Raw genomic sequence first — 17,724 nt, forward strand, 5'->3', positions numbered from 1 at the left:
AGCTGAAGGTGTATGTAACGCTTTGGGTTAAGTTAGGGCAGGGCCCTTTAAGCTCAATTAATAAATAAGAAGAAAAGATATGGTTAATAATAGGGTGAGAATTTCAATAGGGGGCAATTATCTAGAATTTGGTATCCGTTATGGTTTGGATGTCATAATTTTTGGTGAAATTTAACGCCACTAAAATACCTGATCAAAAAATATCTCCGGATATTCCAATATTTTTATCTAATTTTATACTTTGCTCTATTAGCATAAGTCCAGTTAAAATTTTCCCTTAATCGTAATAAGAAATATAGATTTCCTATTAGCCCATAAAACTATTGGAAGATCGCTCTCGACTTCCATTGAAACCGAGCCATTGAACTTGGTTGGCGCAAATTATGCCTCTAAACGATCAGTAAAGAGTGGTCTTCCGGCGCCTTTATTTCCGTCAATACCTTATCCTTGTATACCCTGAATGAGTTGCCCCGTGGAATTCTTCACGAGTGCTTCATTCAGGAAATACGTATTTATGACCCTAGATCAGTTGCTTATTCTAATCATTATCGCGATTACTATAGCGCTGTTTATCTGGGGGCCTTGGCGCCACGATATGGTGGCGCTCTCTTCCCTGCTCGCTTGTGTGTTTTTTGGATTAATTCCCCCTGAAAAAGCATTTGCTGGATTTGGTCATCCGGCAGTGGTCACTGTGGCCTGCGTGCTGATCCTCAGTCGTGGCCTGCAGAATACCGGAGCTATGGGAGCCCTGGCCCAGCGGGTAGTGCCTCGAAGCGGCAATATCACAGTATCAATGTTACTCCTGACTGGGCTCGGTGCTCTTCTATCAGGGTTTATGAACAATGTGGGGGCTTTGGCGCTGTTGATGCCGGTAGCGGCGGATATGGCGGAAAAACAGGGCCTGGCTCCGGGTAAGGTGCTAATGCCCTTGTCTTTCGCCACGATACTCGGTGGCATGACCACCCTGATTGGCACGCCGCCAAACCTGGTGGTCTCCGGTTTCCGCGACAGCGCCGGGGCCGGCAGTTACGGCATGTTCGATTTCACCCCGGTGGGCTTGGCAGTGACCCTGGTTGGCCTGCTCTTTATCGGCCTGCTTGGCTGGCGCCTGGTGCCAGGTCGCGGCCAAGCGGGTGCGTCCAGTTTCGATACCGGGACTTACCTTACTGAGGCACTGGTTGGGGAAAAGAGTGCGGCAGTGGGTAAGAGCCTGGGTGAAATTGGCAAGGTACTGGGGGCTGAGGATGCACAGGTAGTCGGGTTGGTGCAAAGCGATGCTCGGGTAGCGGCAGTAGCGCCCTGGCAGCGGGTGCAAAGCGGGGACATTCTGGTAATCGAGGCAGAGCCCGCATCCTTAGCAGCGAGTCTTACCAGGCTTGGACTCACCATGGTTGGTGGGGCTGAGACAGAAAAAGACAAGAAAGTGGTTGTACAGCTGGGAGGGGCAAAGCCGCTGCAGGACGAGGATTCTCGGGATAAGAGTAAGGAAAAGAGCGGCCCCACCGGTGAGGAAATGCAGTTGCGCGAATTGGTTGTAATGCCCAATTCTATTTTGGTGGGGCGCTCGACTCAGTTTTTACACCTTTCGACCAACTACCAGATTAATCTGCTGGCCCTCTCCCGGCGGGGGCGCCGATCGGTGAAGCGCCTGCGTTCTACGCCGTTGCAGGCGGGCGATGCCCTGCTGATGATGGGTCCGGATAATCATCTCAATAGGTTTGCCCGGGAACAGGGCTGCGTGCCTCTGGCTCAGCGGGATATCGGCATGCCGAACAAGGAGAAGGCAGTCATTGCCCTGCTTGCTATGGCATTGGGAGTTGCGGGTGCAGCCTTTGGCCTGGTCCCCGCAGCGGTCTCATTTGCTACCTGCGTGCTGGCTTTTATGGCACTCAAGGTTGTGCCGCTGCGAAACATTTACGAGGCCTTGGATGGTTCTGTGATTGTTTTGTTGGGCACATTGATTGCCGTGGCAGAGGTGATGGAAAGTACAGGGGCGGCGGACTTGGTGGCACAGGTGCTGCTGGATAGTTTGGCTCAGGGTAGTTCGGTATTGGCTCTGGTGTTGATATTGATCGTTACCATGACATTGTCGGACTTTATGAACAATGTGGCTACTGCGGCGGTGATGTGTTCAATTGCCATTAGTACCGCTGAACAACTGGCGGTGAATCCGGACAGCTTTCTAATGGCTGTGGCCATCGGCTCATCCTGCGCTTTTCTAACCCCGGTGGGCCACCAGAACAATACCTTGATTCTGGGGCCGGGGGGGTTCGATTTTGGAGATTATTGGCGCATGGGGCTGCCCCTGGAGATACTGGTGGTGCTTGTAAGTATCCCCATGTTGCTGTGGGTATGGCCGCTCTAAGCTCAGGCGATGGAGTCGTCCACAGGCTGCGCTAATTCCGCAAGATAGTTGCTACAAAAGCGCAGTATATCGGTCACTGTGACGATACCCACCAGTTCTCCTTCGCGCATGACCAGCACCGAGCCGATACCCGTATCGGCCATAGCCATTAGGATTTTATCCAACGGATCATGGATATCGGCAATAAAGGGCCGGCGCGCGCACAGGTCGTGGACATAGAGTTGTTGCTCTTCCAGTCGGTGTCCGGGGGCGTTGGCCCTTTCGATATCTCCCTTGGAGATGACCGTTTCCAGATCGCCGGCACGGGTTACTGGCAGATGGCGCACCTTGTGCTCTTCCATTAGCGCAAGGGCATCCTCAACGGTTGCATCAATATCGATGTGATAGGGAAACGGCGTCATCAGAGCCGCTAAAGTGGGCATGTGATGAATATTATGGGTATTGGACATAGCGAGCGTCAGGTATCCAATGGTTTTTGGCAATGAGCGCTATAACAAAAGTCAGCGCAATAATTTGCAATTGGCGACTGCGGTTACAATATAGCCAAAATAGGGATGTTTGAATATCCTTTTGTTCAGGCGAATATCCACGCCTTTGTTACATTTTGTTAGCAATAACCGTGAAGATTCCTATTATATTCAAATGATAGAGCGTAAACGGTTGATATTTGTTGGCGAAAGATTATTATTCGCGACCTCAGCCGAGAAATATAATCAGTGTTTCGGTTTCAATACCGGAAAAGGCTGAAGTCGGCTAGCTTTTAATAATGCATTTGCCGAATATATCTAGCGCTGGAGTCGACCGGTGCAAGGGTATCTCGTTTTTCATTCGGCTAATTCGTAATATGCCGAATATAACATCACTTAACCGCCAGTAATCGGCTAGTGGTGCTGTTAACAATTTTGATATTTCGAATAACCGGACTCGACTCTGTGTCGGCCTCCGCCACAGTGTTTTCTCTGTATTTTTAATAACCGTCGTTGAGGTTTATTGAATGTTCCAGGAATACGAACAACTCGAACAGCAAATTGCCGAGCATCAGGCAAGAATCGAAGAACTGCAGGAGCAAATGGCTCAGGCAGAACGCAAAAAAGATGGCGTTATCGCGTTTGATAAGGCACTGGTTAATCTGGCTGCCGAATATCAGATGGAAGAAGAGGAATTCTTCGTTGCACGTGGCCGCCAGGTCGTTGAGTGGCTGGTAGACCAGCTGAATGATGAAGACGCTCCTGATTACGTACAGACTCTTAAGTCTCGCGTTGCCCGTCACCTGAAAAAAGAGGGTGATAGCCCCCGTCGCGGCCGCCGTGCTGCAGCTACTGCGAGCAAGTCTGCAGAGCCCAAGCTGGAAACCGGTCACTACCGCAATCCGTATACTGGTGCCACTGTAGAGAAGAAAAAGCGCAACCCTAAAGCGCTGAGCCAGTGGATCGATGAATACGGTCTGGAAACCGTTAAAGAGTGGAAGATCTAATTCCTTTCAGGTTTCCTATCCAGCACCGGTAATACTGGTGCTGGATAATCTCCACCAGGGAATTCTTTACATTTCTTAAAAATTTAAACGCATTCTCCTGTATTTCATCGAATATGGGTTTACTACCCCTATATCCTTTGCATAACCTCCAACCACTATTGGATTGAGAGTATCTTCTTGTGTTTACCCGAATTACCAGTCTGCTAATCATTGGCTTTATAAGTTCGCCTTGGGTCAACACTTGGGCGGAAAGCGCGACATCAAATACCAATAGCCAGACCAATAGCCAGGTTATTTATTTGGTGCGCCATGGGGAAAAAGAGCTGGGGCCTAATGCTGGCAAAGATCCACAACTAGCAAAAGCTGGCAAGGCCCGTGCCGAGCAGTTGGCGCGGATACTCAAAGGTGTGGAAATTGATGCGGTATACAGCACCGATTTTACTCGCACCAGGGAAACTGCCCGTCCATTGGCTGAACAGCGAGGTTTGCCGGTACAAAGCTATGATTACCGTAAATTAAAAGAGTTTGCGGTGGATTTGGACCAGGCCGGCGATCGAATCTTGGTCGTTGGGCATAGCAATACTACGCCGGAAATGGTGGCTCTTCTCGGAGGGGAACAAGGTGCTCCAATTAGAGAATCCGATGAATACGATCGCCTCTATATTGTTATTCGTGATCGAGGCCAGGTAACCACTCTGTTACAACGCTACGGTAAGGACAGCAGACAACATCACGTAGCTGAACTTTCGCAAACGCAGTAGCCGCTTAGTTGTGTATACGCTAGTCGAGCAGCTCGCGCACAAAATCTCTAACAATCGCCGAGGCCGGTCCGTAGCGGTGCTCGGTGAAAGCATCACCCACACTGCTGGGTTCTAAATTTAATTCCACACTGTGTGCTCCCGCCAGGTTGGCACATTCTACAAATCCGGCAGCCGGATAGACATTGCCGGAGGTGCCAATACTGATAAACAGGTCGCACTGGCTCAGGGCTTCGTAAATCGCCTCCATCTGCAGCGGCATTTCCCCAAACCACACCACATGAGGGCGCAAGGTACCTGGTAGTCCACAACAGTCGCAGTGATCGCTAACCAACAGATCCTCCCGCAGGGAAAACAGCTGGCCGCTGCTGCTGCAGCGCGCTTTGAGCAGTTCGCCATGCATATGGATCAGATGATGGCTGCCGGCGCGCTCATGGAGGTCATCGATATTTTGGGTAACCAACAAAAACTCCCCGGTGAACTCTTTTTCCAGTTCGGCTAAAGCCTGATGAGCTGCGTTGGGTACTACATCTCCAGATATTAGATGTTGACGACGTTCGTTATAAAAACGCTGTACCAGTTGGGGATTGCGCTCAAAAGCTTCGGGGGTAGCGACATCTTCGATACGTTGGTTTTCCCATAGGCCGTCGGCCCCGCGAAAAGTACGGATACCAGATTCTGCGGAGACACCGGCGCCGGTCAGCACCACGATACGTTGATATTGCATAGGAAATAATTTCGCCAAGCTGCTGTGATTAGGGCATAAAAATATATTGGACAGTTTACGGGGATCAATATTTTATCGAAAGCCTGAAAGCTTTAGTTATGTAGAGCAAGAAAAATATTACGGTTGATAGGCATAAATCAGATGGCCAAGTTAAAGCGGCCAAGATTGACCGCTTAATTTATTGAGGTAACTTTTTTGGTTTCCTCAGTGTAATTTAAGACGAGGGCTCACCGCGCGGTTGGCCTGTCCAATGAGATAAAGCAACATCGCCTTTGGCCAGCCGTGGATTGCCGCCAGGTGCATGCGATAGAGTGAGCGGTAGGCAAAACCTGCAATACGCCCTTCTACGGTGAGACTGCCTTTTACCAGGGTGCCCATCAAATTTCCTACCGCAGTGTATTTACTCAGTGAAACCAGGGAGCCTCGATCCCGATAGTAAAAATGTTCCAGGGGTTTGTTCTCAATCAAAGCGATCAAATTGGAGGCGGTGAGTTTGGCCATCTGTTGTGCTGCTTGAGCGCGCGGCGGTACCCGCTGATCGTCACCATCGACGCAACTGGCACAATCTCCCATGGCAAAAATACTTGGATCAGTTTGAGTTTGCAGTGTGGTTTTCACCTCTATTTGATTGAGGCGATTAGTGGCGAGCCCATCGAGACGGTTGAGAAAATCGGGAGCTTTGACCCCAGCGGCCCAGACGCGAATCGCTGCGGGAATTTCCATGCCGTCACCGGTGGTGAGACCCGTGGGATTGGCACTCGCGATACTGCAACCGGTGAGTACGCGCACTCCCATTTTACTCAGTTCGCGCTCGGCGTTATTGCCCAAGCGCGCCGGCAGGGCCGGCAACAGGTGCGGCCCGGCTTCGACTACGGTGATATCAATAGCGTCCGAGCTGATTCGCCCATAGTTGCCCATCTGCTTGCTTGCATCCACCAGCTCTGCCGACAACTCCACTCCGGTAGCGCCGCCACCAACTATAGCAATCTGCAAGCTGTTCTTAGTGTGGGTTTCCAGGCGCAAAAAATGATTGAGAAGCTGCTGGTGGAATTTCTGTGCCTGCTCACTGCTGTCGAGAAAGACGCAATGATCACGTACGCCGTGAGTGTGGAAATCGTTGCTCTTGCTGCCGATACAGAGAACTAAATAATCGTATTCCAGTTCGCGGGAAGCCACCAACTCATGGCCCTCGTCATCCAACACCGCCCCCAAAGTGACAACTCGACGCTTTCTGTCGAGAGACTGTAGCGCGCCGAGCTGGAATTCATAGCCGTTAGCGCGGGCGTGTACTTGATAGTTAAGGGCGTCCATATTGGCGTCTAATGCGCCAGCGGCAACTTGATGGAGCAGGGGCTTCCAGATATGGGTACGATTCTTATCGACCAGAGTAATTTGTGCTGTGGGAGAGTTGCGTCTTTTTCCCATGAACGGGGTAAAACTGAAATAGTGCCCGAGCCGCGTGGCTAGATGTAGCCCACTAGCGCCGCCGCCGATGATCACAATTTTTTTCATGGTGGGTGGTCTTCCTGTCGATTACTAATAAGCCGACTCCCCAATCTGTGAAGACCTATCGCCGCAATACATGGTTAGCGGCGCTTGTTTTGCTGCCAGTATCCTCCGCATTGGCAGTGATATCAACAGGCCCGAACAAGTGATGATAAATAGAAATAAAAGTGGAATGATTACACTTGGCTGTGTTCCGCCTCGCTATTGTGAGTGATTAACTGCCGCCAGTGGCCATCCCGACGTAGATGTACCTTTGGCTGGGGGTTGCCACTAGTGTTGATCACTCCGATGATGGCGGCCTGGCTGCAGCCACTCTGTAGTAGGGCGCGAACGCAGGCTTCAGCCTTACTGGCAGGAACAGCGGCGAGCAGGCCACCACAGGTCTGTGGATCAGTGAGTAGCGCCCAGTGTGGTAGGGATTGCCACTCCCGGGGGTTTTCCACAAAGGAATAGGCACTGGCGTTCTGCGGTTGTAGGCTGGATAACCAGCCGCGCTCAATGCACTGACGGGCGCCGGGAATCAGTGGCAGCGGCTCGGCGATTAGAGTGGCACTGAGCCCATCGGGTTTCAGCATTTCCAATAAGTGGCCGAGTAAACCAAAGCCCGTGACATCAGTGAGAGCGTGGGCGCCGTGTTGGGCGAAAACCCCAGAAGCGGCGGCATTGCTGTGCAGCATGGTCTCCAATGCCTTTTGCAGCCAGCGGCCTTTGGCTTCCCCCATCCCCTCGGCGGCGAGAATGGTGCCGATGCCCAAGGGCTTACTCAATATCAGACAGTCTCCTGTGTGAGCCCCACATTTTTCCAGCAGTTGCTCGCGCTCAGCCAGGCCGTTCACAGTGAGGCCCAACTGCATCTCCGCTCCTTCGGCAGTGTGGCCACCGGAGAGTACGCAATGGTGGCGGTTGAGTTCGTAAATCGTACCGGCGAGCAGCTGTTGTAAGTCCCGTTGGGTGATTTCTTCTGCCGCGGTGGGCAAGGTGGCCAATACCTGCGCACTCACCGGGCGGGCATGCATAGCGAACAGGTCAGAAAGCGCGTGCAAAGCGGCAAGCCGCCCGAACAGCCAGGGGTCTGCAACCGGGGCGCGCAGTTGGTCGGAACTCTGCACTAATAATTGCGAGGCGGGTAGGTCCATCACGGCGGCATCATCTCCAAGTCCGCGCAGTAGGTACTCAGATTGCTGTATGGGAAGCTTGGCCAGGGCGCCGCGTAGTACTTCAGGGCCTACCTTGGCACCGCAGCCATTGCAGCGCATGCTCGCCAGAGAGATGCCCTGGCGCTGGTTGAGTATCTCGCGAGGATGGGCGCTCGGCATCTCTTCCATGCTGATGGGCAGATCGCTAAAGCGCTGCATAAAATTGCGATCAATATGGTCTTTCCAGCGCCACAGGGGGGCTCCCACTGCGGCAAGTCCATTGCGCACCGCAACCGCGCGCTTGCCGCCACAGGCCAACAGGCTCAGAAAGCGCTTTTGCGGTCGGTAATTTTTCAATGGCTGTCCGGTGAGAGTGGCGCGCAGATTGTGAAACAGCACCGGCCCTTGCCGCACTGCGTAGACCCCCGCCTTGGGCAGCGACCCGGCGGAAAAACTGGCTACGTCACCGGCGGCAAAGATTTCCTGATGTCCCTGGGCACGCAGTTTACGGTCTACTACTACGAAGCCTTTATCGTCCAGAGCTAGCTGGGAATCCGCCAGCCAGGGGGGAGCACAAGCGTTGGTTGAGAGCAGCACCTGATCCAGGTTGAGTAGCTCGCCATTGTTGCTGCGTACGCCTTGCTCTGTAATTTCTGATACCGGCCAGTTGTGATGTATCTCTACGCCGAGGCTATCGAGCTCACGGGCCACTAATTTTCGCGCGAGAAAAGGATAGCCTTGGGGGATTTCATCAGCTCCGTGTATCAGGTGTATTTGTACGCGCCCGGAATAGATCTGCTCCTCCAGGCTATAAGCCATTGCCATGGCCAGTTCGCAACCACCGGCACCGCCGCCGACAATACCCAGGCGCAGAGATGTGCGATTTTTCTGTACATGTCTCTGCAGTTTTTGCCAGAAGTTGTAAAAATGTCCGATAGGCTTGATGGGGATTGCCAATTCTGAGCCGGGCAGCTCACGCACCGGGGTGGCACCGACATCCAGGGACAAGAGGTCGTACTCTAATGGTGGACGCCCGAGCAGGGATACCGTGTGCGCCTTTACGTCGATATGGTGGGCACAGGCCTGAATAAAACGAGCGCCTGCAGCGCGACACAGGCGCGCCAGATCGATATGGGTGTCATCCAGTGAATAGTGGCCCGCTACCATCCCCGGCAACATGCCGGAATAGGCGGTTTGGATTTGTGGAGAAACCAATGTCAGGCGCGCACCCGGCAGCGGGTTCATTGCCCACATTTGCAACATTATGGCATGGGTGTGGCCACCGCCGACCAGAACGATATCCTGGTAGTTAGGATGCTCCTGCATTTTTGCTCACTACTGATTTCTGCAACAGTTGCTGGGGTAAAGCCATTGCCCGCCAGCCAAATTCTCCCGCCGCGCAAATTCACTTCTGGATAAATTTTAGACAGCGTGAGTTGCGGCGAGACTGATCACACGACGTCAGCCTTCATTATCGCGAATCGCGACGCCAGGGTAAAAAAAACTGTGGGGCTGGTCTTTACTTTATGGGCTTGGCTGTCGTTGCAGCTTGCGTTCAACTCATTTCGCGGCGCGATTTTTCCAATGCCAACAGAGCCTGCCCGTCATAATGTCCGCTTTCATCACCTGCTGTGGTGGTTGATTGGCGGATTATTATTGCTGGAAGGCTTTTCATTCGTGCTTTCCGGCTTGGTACGCGATAAGGCCAGTTCATGGATGGTCGAGCGTGGCCTGGATTTTCAGGCACAACACTTTCGAGTGTCTCTGCTGGATTTAAGCTTGTTGCTTGTGGATGCGCGTGCAATTAACCGCGAAGGGAGAGGGTTTTCCGCCCAGGAAATTCTGCTGGATTACAGTTGGTGGCAGTTGCTGCGTGGTCGCGCCAATCTGCCTCGAGTCTCTATTAGTGGCGCCTATATGGATTTGCAATCTGTGCCGGGAGAATGGCGCAGAGAATGGGAGGTGGGCGGCTGGGATTTGGCACAGGTTGAGCGCAAGGATAGGGATTTTAAGCTGGCAATCGACCAGGCACGAATTCGTAATAGCGAACTCTGCTATTTACACAAGCCCATCTGGTCTACAGCCTCCTGCGTTTACATTGGCGATATAAGAGCGCGGGATTTCACCCTGGGGCTGTGGCGCAAAGGAAATGTTCCCCTAAAAGTTGATATTGCCGCTGCTGGAATTGAATTACACGAATTACTAGCCAGAGAGAGAAAGTCTGCGCGATATAACACTACTTTGGCGCATCTGCACTTGAAGTCTGGGGATTTTCGTTGGCCTAGTTTGCGCACCGAAGCGGATGCCTTCCACGCAGAGTTTTTTTCCAGTTGCCCGCCACAACAGTGGGCCGATGCGATTCACGGATTACAGCGCCTGATCGGCCACTGTGCCGCAGCGCGTCGTCTGAAAGCCGCTGGGGATTTAAAATTTGATTTTGGTCGTGTCGCTATGGCGCAGTGGCGCCGTGCCAATGGCGAAGGCGTTATATTACGGCGAAGCGATCAGCGTTGGCAGGACTGGCGCGCAGAAACCATTGCTATCCGCGATTTTGATTATGTTCGTCCGATTAAACGGCTGCGCTGGCGTCGTGCGGGCGCTACCGCCTTCGATTGGTGTCCACAGCACTTACGCGATGCCAAGCACCACTTTTGTGTGCGAGCCACTACCCTGAATCTCCCCGGTCCTACCAAGTTTGACTGGAATCAACCGCTTAAAATAATTACCGGTCCCAGTCGCGCCCAACAGGTGCGCTATGTGGATGTCGCCCAGCCCCACAGGCAGCCTCTGACAGCACAGCAAGCTCGGCTGGGTTCACTGGAGTTTGATAAGGCCAGCCGAATTCTCTCGGTGGGCAGTTTATCCGTGAATAGTGCCAGCGGCTGTGTGCCCGGTGAATTGTGGGGTAAACCCGATCACTGTGTGCGCTTAACTGGTTTACGTGGAGAGGAAAAAGTGGCGCTGCGTTTTGGTTCGCAGTCAAAGTCGATTCCATGGGGAGCTGCTAGTGGGCCAATGTATCTGGGACAGATGCAGCTAGAGGGATTAGCAGAAGAGAGGCTGCGACTGCGTCAATTAAAGTGGGGGGGTATCGACACTTTAGCATCGGATACACCTTACTCAATTCAGGATTTTTCCCTGGAATCCTTGTCTGGCTGCTTATCGCGTGGCTTGCTGCCTGAGGGCCTGGGGCCCTTGTGCGCCCAACTCAACAGTCTTAAGGGACAGGGTAACTTTGCCCTGCAAACGGGTGAGGATGGGTATGCCATTTTTGGCAAATTGGGGGTGCAACGACTTATGTTGGGGGATAGCCCCAGCGGTAATAAAGGGCTTTTATTACAGAAAATGGCCAACGGCAGCGGATATTTTCGCCGTGAAGCCGTTGAAGATCCCTGGGCTGCCAGCGCCATGGCATCAAGTATCGGTCCGATAGAGGCGGATTATGGTACGGAGAAGGGCAATCTAGAGGAACAGGGGCCTCAAGCCAGTAACCAAATGGCCAGTGTCAATGCGCCAAACTTCAAATTGGAAAATGCCAGTTTGCAGCGCTTAGATGGTTGCTTACCAGATTCTTGGGCACGGTTAATTTACCGGGATTCCCTGCCGCTTGAGAAAATGCCCACTTGCTTTGACTTTCGTGACTTGCGCCAACAACAGCCTCTTCGCATTGCTTGGCGCGGAGGCTTTGATATTGCCACTGCAGAATTTTCTATCGAGCGTGCTCTGGCACACACAACACAAAATCGCTCCCTGCTAAATATTGAAGACCTGAATTTCCCATTAGTTAGAATCCGTTATTTACCGTCTGCGGCGCTCAGCACTTATATCGCCTTGCCTGAAAGTGCACTGGAAATACTGGATATTTGCCTACCGGATATCGCGGTACTTTCTGATATTCACATTCGCTGTATAGACCTGCAGAAGTTGCATTTAGGCGAAGCCTTCCACTTGGAGTTTGGTCGACAGCAAGCATCGGCCAATTTGAATGACTCCAGCATTGCTCAGATTCAACTGCTGGAGATGGACGGAATAGCTGCACTGGATATTCAACAGCTTTCTCTGCCAGAATTAGAATTTCTCTGGTCCCGCAATGGTGCTGCCACTTCAGAAATAAAGTTTGACAAGCTGTCTGCAGAGTCCCTATTGGCTTGTCTCCCACAGCGACAGGGCATAATGGGAAAACTCCCCCATTGTATATACAGTCGGGACTTGCACTCTATCAATAGCAGTGGGGTGTCACTGGGAGTGACGGAATTTACCCGTGCTGCCTCTGCCGAGCCCATTTGGCAGTTTGCAAAACTTGACATTCCTCGGATTTATTTTTCCCCCGGCTCCATCGATCTCTACGATTTAACGATCGACAATATCTTAGTTTGTGGTTTACAGCGCCTATTCCCTCGTGAAATCGATAGGGCAAATCTGGCTGACTGTATTGAAACACCACAGATAAAATTTACGGGTAACCCAATTAGTATCGGCTTTGAAAGTAGTATTGATCGGATTAGTTCTGGCGCTGTTTACACTGGTCCAATCGCTTTTTGGCAAAAAGGCGGAGATTTCCTGCAGGCAGGCCTGCAACAGTTGAGTTGGCGGGGAGTCAACTGGAATGGTGGGAAGGACTTTTCTGTTGCCGACTTAAAGATTCTCAATACCCGGGTGTGCCTGCCAGACTCCGGCAAGATTGTAACGATAGAAAGGCTTGAGCGATCCAGAGCTGGAGATACGCAGAGCTGTTATGGCGTCGATGAGCTGTATATGCCAGGTTTGCAGCGCGTATCCCTAAGTCGGCCTTTTACTCTTGAGGGCTCCTTACATTTAGCTGGTCTCTCTATTCCACGCAAAAATACTGAGCCAAATAAAATACCCAACTTTAAGCTGGATAATATCTCTTTTGAGGGGGAGGCGCTGGTACAGGTGCAGGGTGCCAGTGGCTGTTTACCCGCCGGACTTTTGAAAGACAAAAATATTGCCCCTTGTTATCAGTTGAGCCAATTACGCTTGGGAGGTATGGAAAGTCAACAAGGGGCGACCGGAAGGATTTTTCTGCTCAGGGACATCAGTGTGGCGGAAATACAAATGCATGAGAAGGGCTTTACGCAAGCATTGTCTTTCCCGTTGTTGAAGACGCAGAGATTGCAAGTGGAGCAACTGCGTTTGGAGGGGCGATCTCTAGGAGTACAACAATTACGGCTTCTGAGTATTGCCAGCTGTATTCCCGCCGGTTATTTTGATCAAGGGATTCATTGCTTCAAACTCGGAGCCGTTGAGTTGGATGGTAACTTCAATGGCGTACACGGGCTAACTCTTCCACTGTTTAAGGTTGAGAATATTGATCTTTTTTCACCACGAGGCGAATTATTAGTAGAGGGGGAAAGTATTGAAATTTCCCACTTTTCTCTGAATTCAGAAGAATGGTACTTCGCCTGGGGGGAGGCCGTACATTTCCATTTCTTCAACCGGGATCCTGGTGTTCCCGAGTTTGAACGCCACAGTACTATTGGGGACTTTAGACTGTTGCATATTAAAGGCTTGAGTTTCCATAAGCGTATGGAGTTATTGACGATTGATTTTATCGATTTCCTGCGCCCACGTTTTATCTTGTTGAGGGATGAGCAGGGTCAGTTTCCGGTAACCTGGGAGATTGCCGAACTGCGAGGGATACCGATTAATCAATATCTGCATAGGAAGAAAAAACACCGGCCTCCACTCTTATACCATATTGGTGATATCCACCTACGCCATGGTACTTTTACCTGGGTGGATCGAAAACATGAGTTTCGCGCACGGCTGCCAGTACGCGATATCAATCTTAATCTCAGCGATATCAGTAATGTGGGGGAGCATCCTCCAGCTGTGATTGTCGCGAATGGCCGCCCCGGTGGATTTGGCGATATTCAATTAGGGGGGACAATAGACTACTTGGGGCAAAAAAAATGGAATGCGGATCTGACCGGTTACTTAGCTAATGTAAATCTAATACCGGCTACGCCTTATATGGCCAAGCTACTCGGTTTCAAGATACTGCAGGGGCAGATGGATGCGGTGATGAATATCCATGTCTATGAAAATCAATTAAATGCCTTTGCCGATGTGGTGTTGGAAAAAATAAAGGTTCGGCGTGTACGAAAAGATGATCAATTACCAGTTAAGAAGAGGTTTATCCCTCTGAACCTTGCCCTTTGGTTGTTAAAAGATGGTAAGGGGAATGTGAAATTTGGTATGCCCGTAACCGGCAATATCCGCGATCCAAAGTTTTCTATGGAGTATGTCTTCAGCGAGTTATTACATAAAGCCATTATGGATGCTTTATTTAGTTACTTCACCCCCTATGGTATTTATCTTTTGGCTAAATTGGCCTGGGGGCGATTTATGGCGAAGTCCTTTGATTCCATTGATTTTGCTCCCGGCAGTGCGGAGTTAAGTGGTTTAGCGCTGGCACAACTTCAGCAAATGGTCGCAGTGTTACATAAACATCCGGATGCCCGTCCTGGTGTTTGTGGTATTGCCAATGCCAGGGATTGGAATGCAATGTACCCAAATTCAACAATTGGTCTACGCGGTAGTCGCAGATTTTTATCAAATTTCTACCGTAGGCCGCCGATTTTCTTGCGTGAAGAATTTGAGAAGCTAGCCTTAGAGCGCAGTCGAAAAGTTGAGCGCTATTTGATTGATGCAGGTATCCCAGCTGCTGAGCTTATTCCTTGCGCACCGGATTATATGGGACGTGACTTTGGTGATCCAAGAGTTGAATTTTCTAATTAATATCAGTGACTTATTTCTAAGGGAAGTTGATATTTGATAGGTGCTTTATTCTCTATGCTGGAGATATATCATCCTCTTGGATGAGTGTTTTGTGGAAGTGTAAGTGGCTATATTTATCAGTGTGGATATATGTTGTTATTAATAAATGAAATACTTCCTATATTCTAGCTTGCTTTATTTATCAATAAAATCTGCAAGATATTTCTATGTTTTTTCAGTGAAGTTTGGGTTATAAATGCCCAAAAGGTAAATCATATTATCATATCTTGAAGTGCTTCTCATTTTTGTGACATAGTTGGGATGAGTATACCTCTCTTTGGGTAGTGCTATTTACTACTGATATTGCGACTATCTGTCAAATTATTTACTGCTATATGTATTCAGGGATTGAATATGAGAATAATTATATTTTTCCTACTGCTGTTCTCAAGTTCTTCATTTGCTATTGAGCAGCAGCCTCTAAAAACCATGTCTACATGCCTGGTTATGAATAAATGGAGCTCCTGGGGGATGTGGGAATTCCAGGTTTATGCTATGGCCAGAGAAAAAATCTTAATTGGTAATAAAGAAAACCACTTTCTTATTACGGCAGACGAACCAGGTTTTCGTCATATCATTGCGGGAGAAGTAGTGGCAAATTACCCAGAGGCAATCACCCTGAAAGCGCTTGGTAGCCAGTGTATGGAAAACTGCCCAGAGAATCACACTAAAAGAATTAACTGGTTCAAGCGCCGTTGTAAGTTTTATGAGTCTTAGATTGCCCTGTGGCAACAGTTAGTAAGTGTACGCTTCTATAGCTTTACAGAAGAGAGAGGAAAATATGAGTGATACTAATCCAGTACAGGGAAGCTGCCTGTGTGGTTCTGTGACCATCAAGGCCGAGCTGCCTTCTTCTGACCTTGGAGTCTGTCACTGTAGCATGTGTAAAAAGTGGAGCGGTGGTCCACTGTTGGCGGTGGACTGCCAGACCAGTGTGGAAATCTCTGGTGAGGAGCATGTATCTGTATTTGACTCTTCGGACTGGGCTGAACGCGGTTTCTGTTCCAATTGTGGCTCCCATCTCTTCTACCGATTAAAGGAAACCCAGCAGTATTCAGTTCCTGCGGGTATCTTCGAACTTCCCCCTGAAGTGACAATGACCCATCAGATATTTATTGATGAAAAGCCCACATACTATAGCTTTGCCAATGAGACCAGAAACATAACCGGCCTGGAGCTGGTCACTGAATTTTCCGGAGAGTAAGTGATCACACACTTCTGATTACTTTTGGGGGGACCATTTGTCCCCCTTTAAGGTTACTATTGTTCGCTAACAGCGCTATCGGTTTGAAAGCGGCTGTGCCCATGGCAAATCGTGGGTAATTTGGGCTATCTGGAAGCAGCATTATCAAGCTGTGAAAAGGGCCTGAAAATTTGCAATGATCAAGTAGTAATAGGGAGTGGCAGAGTGCCATGACAGAAACACAGATAGTAGAAATTTTCCTGGCTAATCAGTGGTGGTCCATAATCGCCTTGGTAGTATGTGTCATAGGTGTGACCCTGTGTTGGTTTGGGGGCCTAATGGCTGCATTGACTGCCTTGGGTAATAAGCACTGGGTTTGGGGAATTGTCACTATATTTCTTGGCCCTATTACCGGAATTCCCTATGCTTTGCGGTATAAAGAAGCGGAGTATGCTCGCTCTTTGATGCTTCGAGGAGTATGGGTGTTGTTGGTTGGTTTAATCATTGCTTTCGCCGTTTTATTTTTTGGGCGTTAAAAGACATGCGCGTTGCTAACGGGCTGCGCGCACCCCTAATCTCCTATCAAAGTTTCCTTTCAGTCCTTATATATCCGATTTTCTGACGAATTCTCACTTATTGAGATGTCCGACCCCTATGGCTCTTAGGTGGATCAATATTATATTTTCAAGCTCAATCTTCTACTAGAGAGGAAACTCCACATGACTTTTAAGTGGTAGTAAGGTTTCTGCTCATCATTTAAAGGATTTCTAAGGTCAAAATGTGACTCCGGAGAAAAGCTTTGTTGCCATTTGCAAGCTGTGGCGTGAGGGAAAAGGGTTACCCATCTACCCCTCTTGCTTTGTTAAATAAAGAACGGTAATGATTGAGGTCAGTTGAGTCAGGCTTAAATTTATTTCTGATTTTTATGGATTAAATTTTATTATTGGTAATGGCCTTTAATTGGTTTTTCTTGTGTCGATTTTCTTGTAGGGATCTTGATCTTTTTGTATGCCTGCCTCTTCTTCTTTATGAAAGATTAATTATTCTTGCTTGTCTTAACTTGGTAGGCCAGTAATGTTCTGATGGGCATGTAAGTCACTACCGTTAGGTAAAGTAATTTGCTTAAATTGTCTTTGATAATTCCTCGTTTAAATGTGCTGGGTCTACCAGTGGGGTATATTTGGACCTTGTATTTAATATTTTTTACATTTTTTATTCCACGCAGATCCAAAGGAAATAGACAAAACTTGATTTTTTTTGGCTTTTTTCTTGAAATAAAGATGATCTCACCGATAAAATCTACCTAGATGAAAATCTAAGATTGGTTAGCGGCTCTTTTTAGGTGTATGCAGCTACCATGCTTTTTCTTGCTTCGAATTTCCCCCTTCCATTGAGCAGGGGTTAGCGAGGTAAACACTATTAAATGCAAAGGCGTTCATTTTTTTGAATGTCGAAATGTGGCAGGTCTTCCTGAGCGTAAGCTCTCGATTTATTAAGTTTGCCTCATAAGTTTGGTGGTTCTAGAGAGGCTTGGAGTTAAATTACTTTGAAGAGTGATGATGCAGATTGCATGATATTTGATCGAATATAAAGTATGGAATGTTAGTCAGAGGGAATTGGTAACGTAGTATGATCGCATCTTCAAAATTAATGAGTTCTCTGGTTATAACAGGGCTTGTACTCATTGCCGGGGTACCAGAGAAAGCGCTAGCTTCATGTCAAAAATTACTTAGTGAGCTTCCGGACATAATAGAGTCCTGTACTCTCGAATTGC

At 49.4% G+C, this 17,724-nt stretch carries 11 protein-coding genes; 7 read left to right on the forward strand and 4 right to left on the reverse strand.

Annotation, left to right across the window (positions count from 1 at the left end):
* Positions 1 to 514: 514 nt before the first annotated feature.
* Positions 515 to 2,365, forward strand: a complete 1,851-nt coding sequence (locus tag ACJJIC_RS05600; RefSeq protein ID WP_444903251.1) for an SLC13 family permease — start codon at positions 515 to 517, stop codon at positions 2,363 to 2,365.
* Positions 2,366 to 2,367: 2 nt separating this feature from the next.
* Here ACJJIC_RS05600 and ACJJIC_RS05605 read toward each other — a convergent pair whose 3' ends face one another.
* The gene (locus ACJJIC_RS05605; protein ID WP_252083444.1) at positions 2,368 to 2,814 is read right to left on the reverse strand and encodes a CBS domain-containing protein; all 447 of its coding nucleotides are present in this window, start codon (positions 2,812 to 2,814) and stop codon (positions 2,368 to 2,370) included.
* 545 nt (positions 2,815 to 3,359) lie between these two features.
* On the opposite strand from ACJJIC_RS05605, the gene ACJJIC_RS05610 reads away from it, so the two are divergent.
* Positions 3,360 to 3,839: a DNA binding protein gene (locus ACJJIC_RS05610; protein WP_252083443.1), complete on the forward strand. Its 480-nt coding sequence runs from the start codon at positions 3,360 to 3,362 to the stop codon at positions 3,837 to 3,839.
* A 179-nt stretch (positions 3,840 to 4,018) separates the two neighbouring features.
* Positions 4,019 to 4,600 carry a SixA phosphatase family protein gene (locus tag ACJJIC_RS05615; protein WP_444889293.1) on the forward strand — a complete coding sequence of 194 codons (582 nt, stop codon included), beginning with the start codon at positions 4,019 to 4,021 and terminating at the stop codon, positions 4,598 to 4,600.
* Between the two features lie 19 nt (positions 4,601 to 4,619).
* Here the strand turns inward: ACJJIC_RS05615 and cobB are convergent, their stop codons facing one another.
* The 3 genes from cobB to ACJJIC_RS05630 form a co-directional block, all read right to left on the reverse strand.
* Positions 4,620 to 5,324 carry a Sir2 family NAD+-dependent deacetylase gene (gene cobB, locus ACJJIC_RS05620; protein WP_445356577.1) on the reverse strand — a complete coding sequence of 235 codons (705 nt, stop codon included), beginning with the start codon at positions 5,322 to 5,324 and terminating at the stop codon, positions 4,620 to 4,622.
* 204 nt (positions 5,325 to 5,528) lie between these two features.
* Positions 5,529 to 6,836, reverse strand: coding sequence for an NAD(P)/FAD-dependent oxidoreductase (locus ACJJIC_RS05625; RefSeq protein WP_444889295.1), 1,308 nt, complete (start codon positions 6,834 to 6,836; stop codon positions 5,529 to 5,531).
* 170 nt (positions 6,837 to 7,006) lie between these two features.
* Positions 7,007 to 9,292, reverse strand: coding sequence for a slr1591 family oxidoreductase (locus ACJJIC_RS05630; RefSeq protein WP_445356578.1), 2,286 nt, complete (start codon positions 9,290 to 9,292; stop codon positions 7,007 to 7,009).
* Between the two features lie 258 nt (positions 9,293 to 9,550).
* Between ACJJIC_RS05630 and ACJJIC_RS05635 the strand changes: the two genes are divergently transcribed.
* The 4 genes from ACJJIC_RS05635 to ACJJIC_RS05650 all read left to right on the forward strand — a co-directional run bounded on the left by ACJJIC_RS05635 (position 9,551) and on the right by ACJJIC_RS05650 (position 16,486).
* Positions 9,551 to 14,728 (forward strand): DUF748 domain-containing protein, encoded by a 5,178-nt coding sequence (locus ACJJIC_RS05635; RefSeq protein ID WP_445356579.1) that lies wholly within the window; start codon positions 9,551 to 9,553, stop codon positions 14,726 to 14,728.
* A gap of 393 nt (positions 14,729 to 15,121) precedes the next feature.
* Complete coding sequence (locus ACJJIC_RS05640) at positions 15,122 to 15,484, forward strand: hypothetical protein (protein ID WP_445356580.1); 363 nt, start codon at positions 15,122 to 15,124, stop codon at positions 15,482 to 15,484.
* A gap of 64 nt (positions 15,485 to 15,548) precedes the next feature.
* Positions 15,549 to 15,971, forward strand: coding sequence for a GFA family protein (locus ACJJIC_RS05645; RefSeq protein WP_252083436.1), 423 nt, complete (start codon positions 15,549 to 15,551; stop codon positions 15,969 to 15,971).
* Positions 15,972 to 16,180: 209 nt separating this feature from the next.
* Entirely contained in the window at positions 16,181 to 16,486 is a 306-nt protein-coding gene (locus ACJJIC_RS05650) for a hypothetical protein (protein WP_444910596.1), read from the forward strand.
* Positions 16,487 to 17,724 lie beyond the last annotated feature (1,238 nt).

Source organism: Microbulbifer mixtoriginis (SeqCode) (assembly GCF_052468275.1).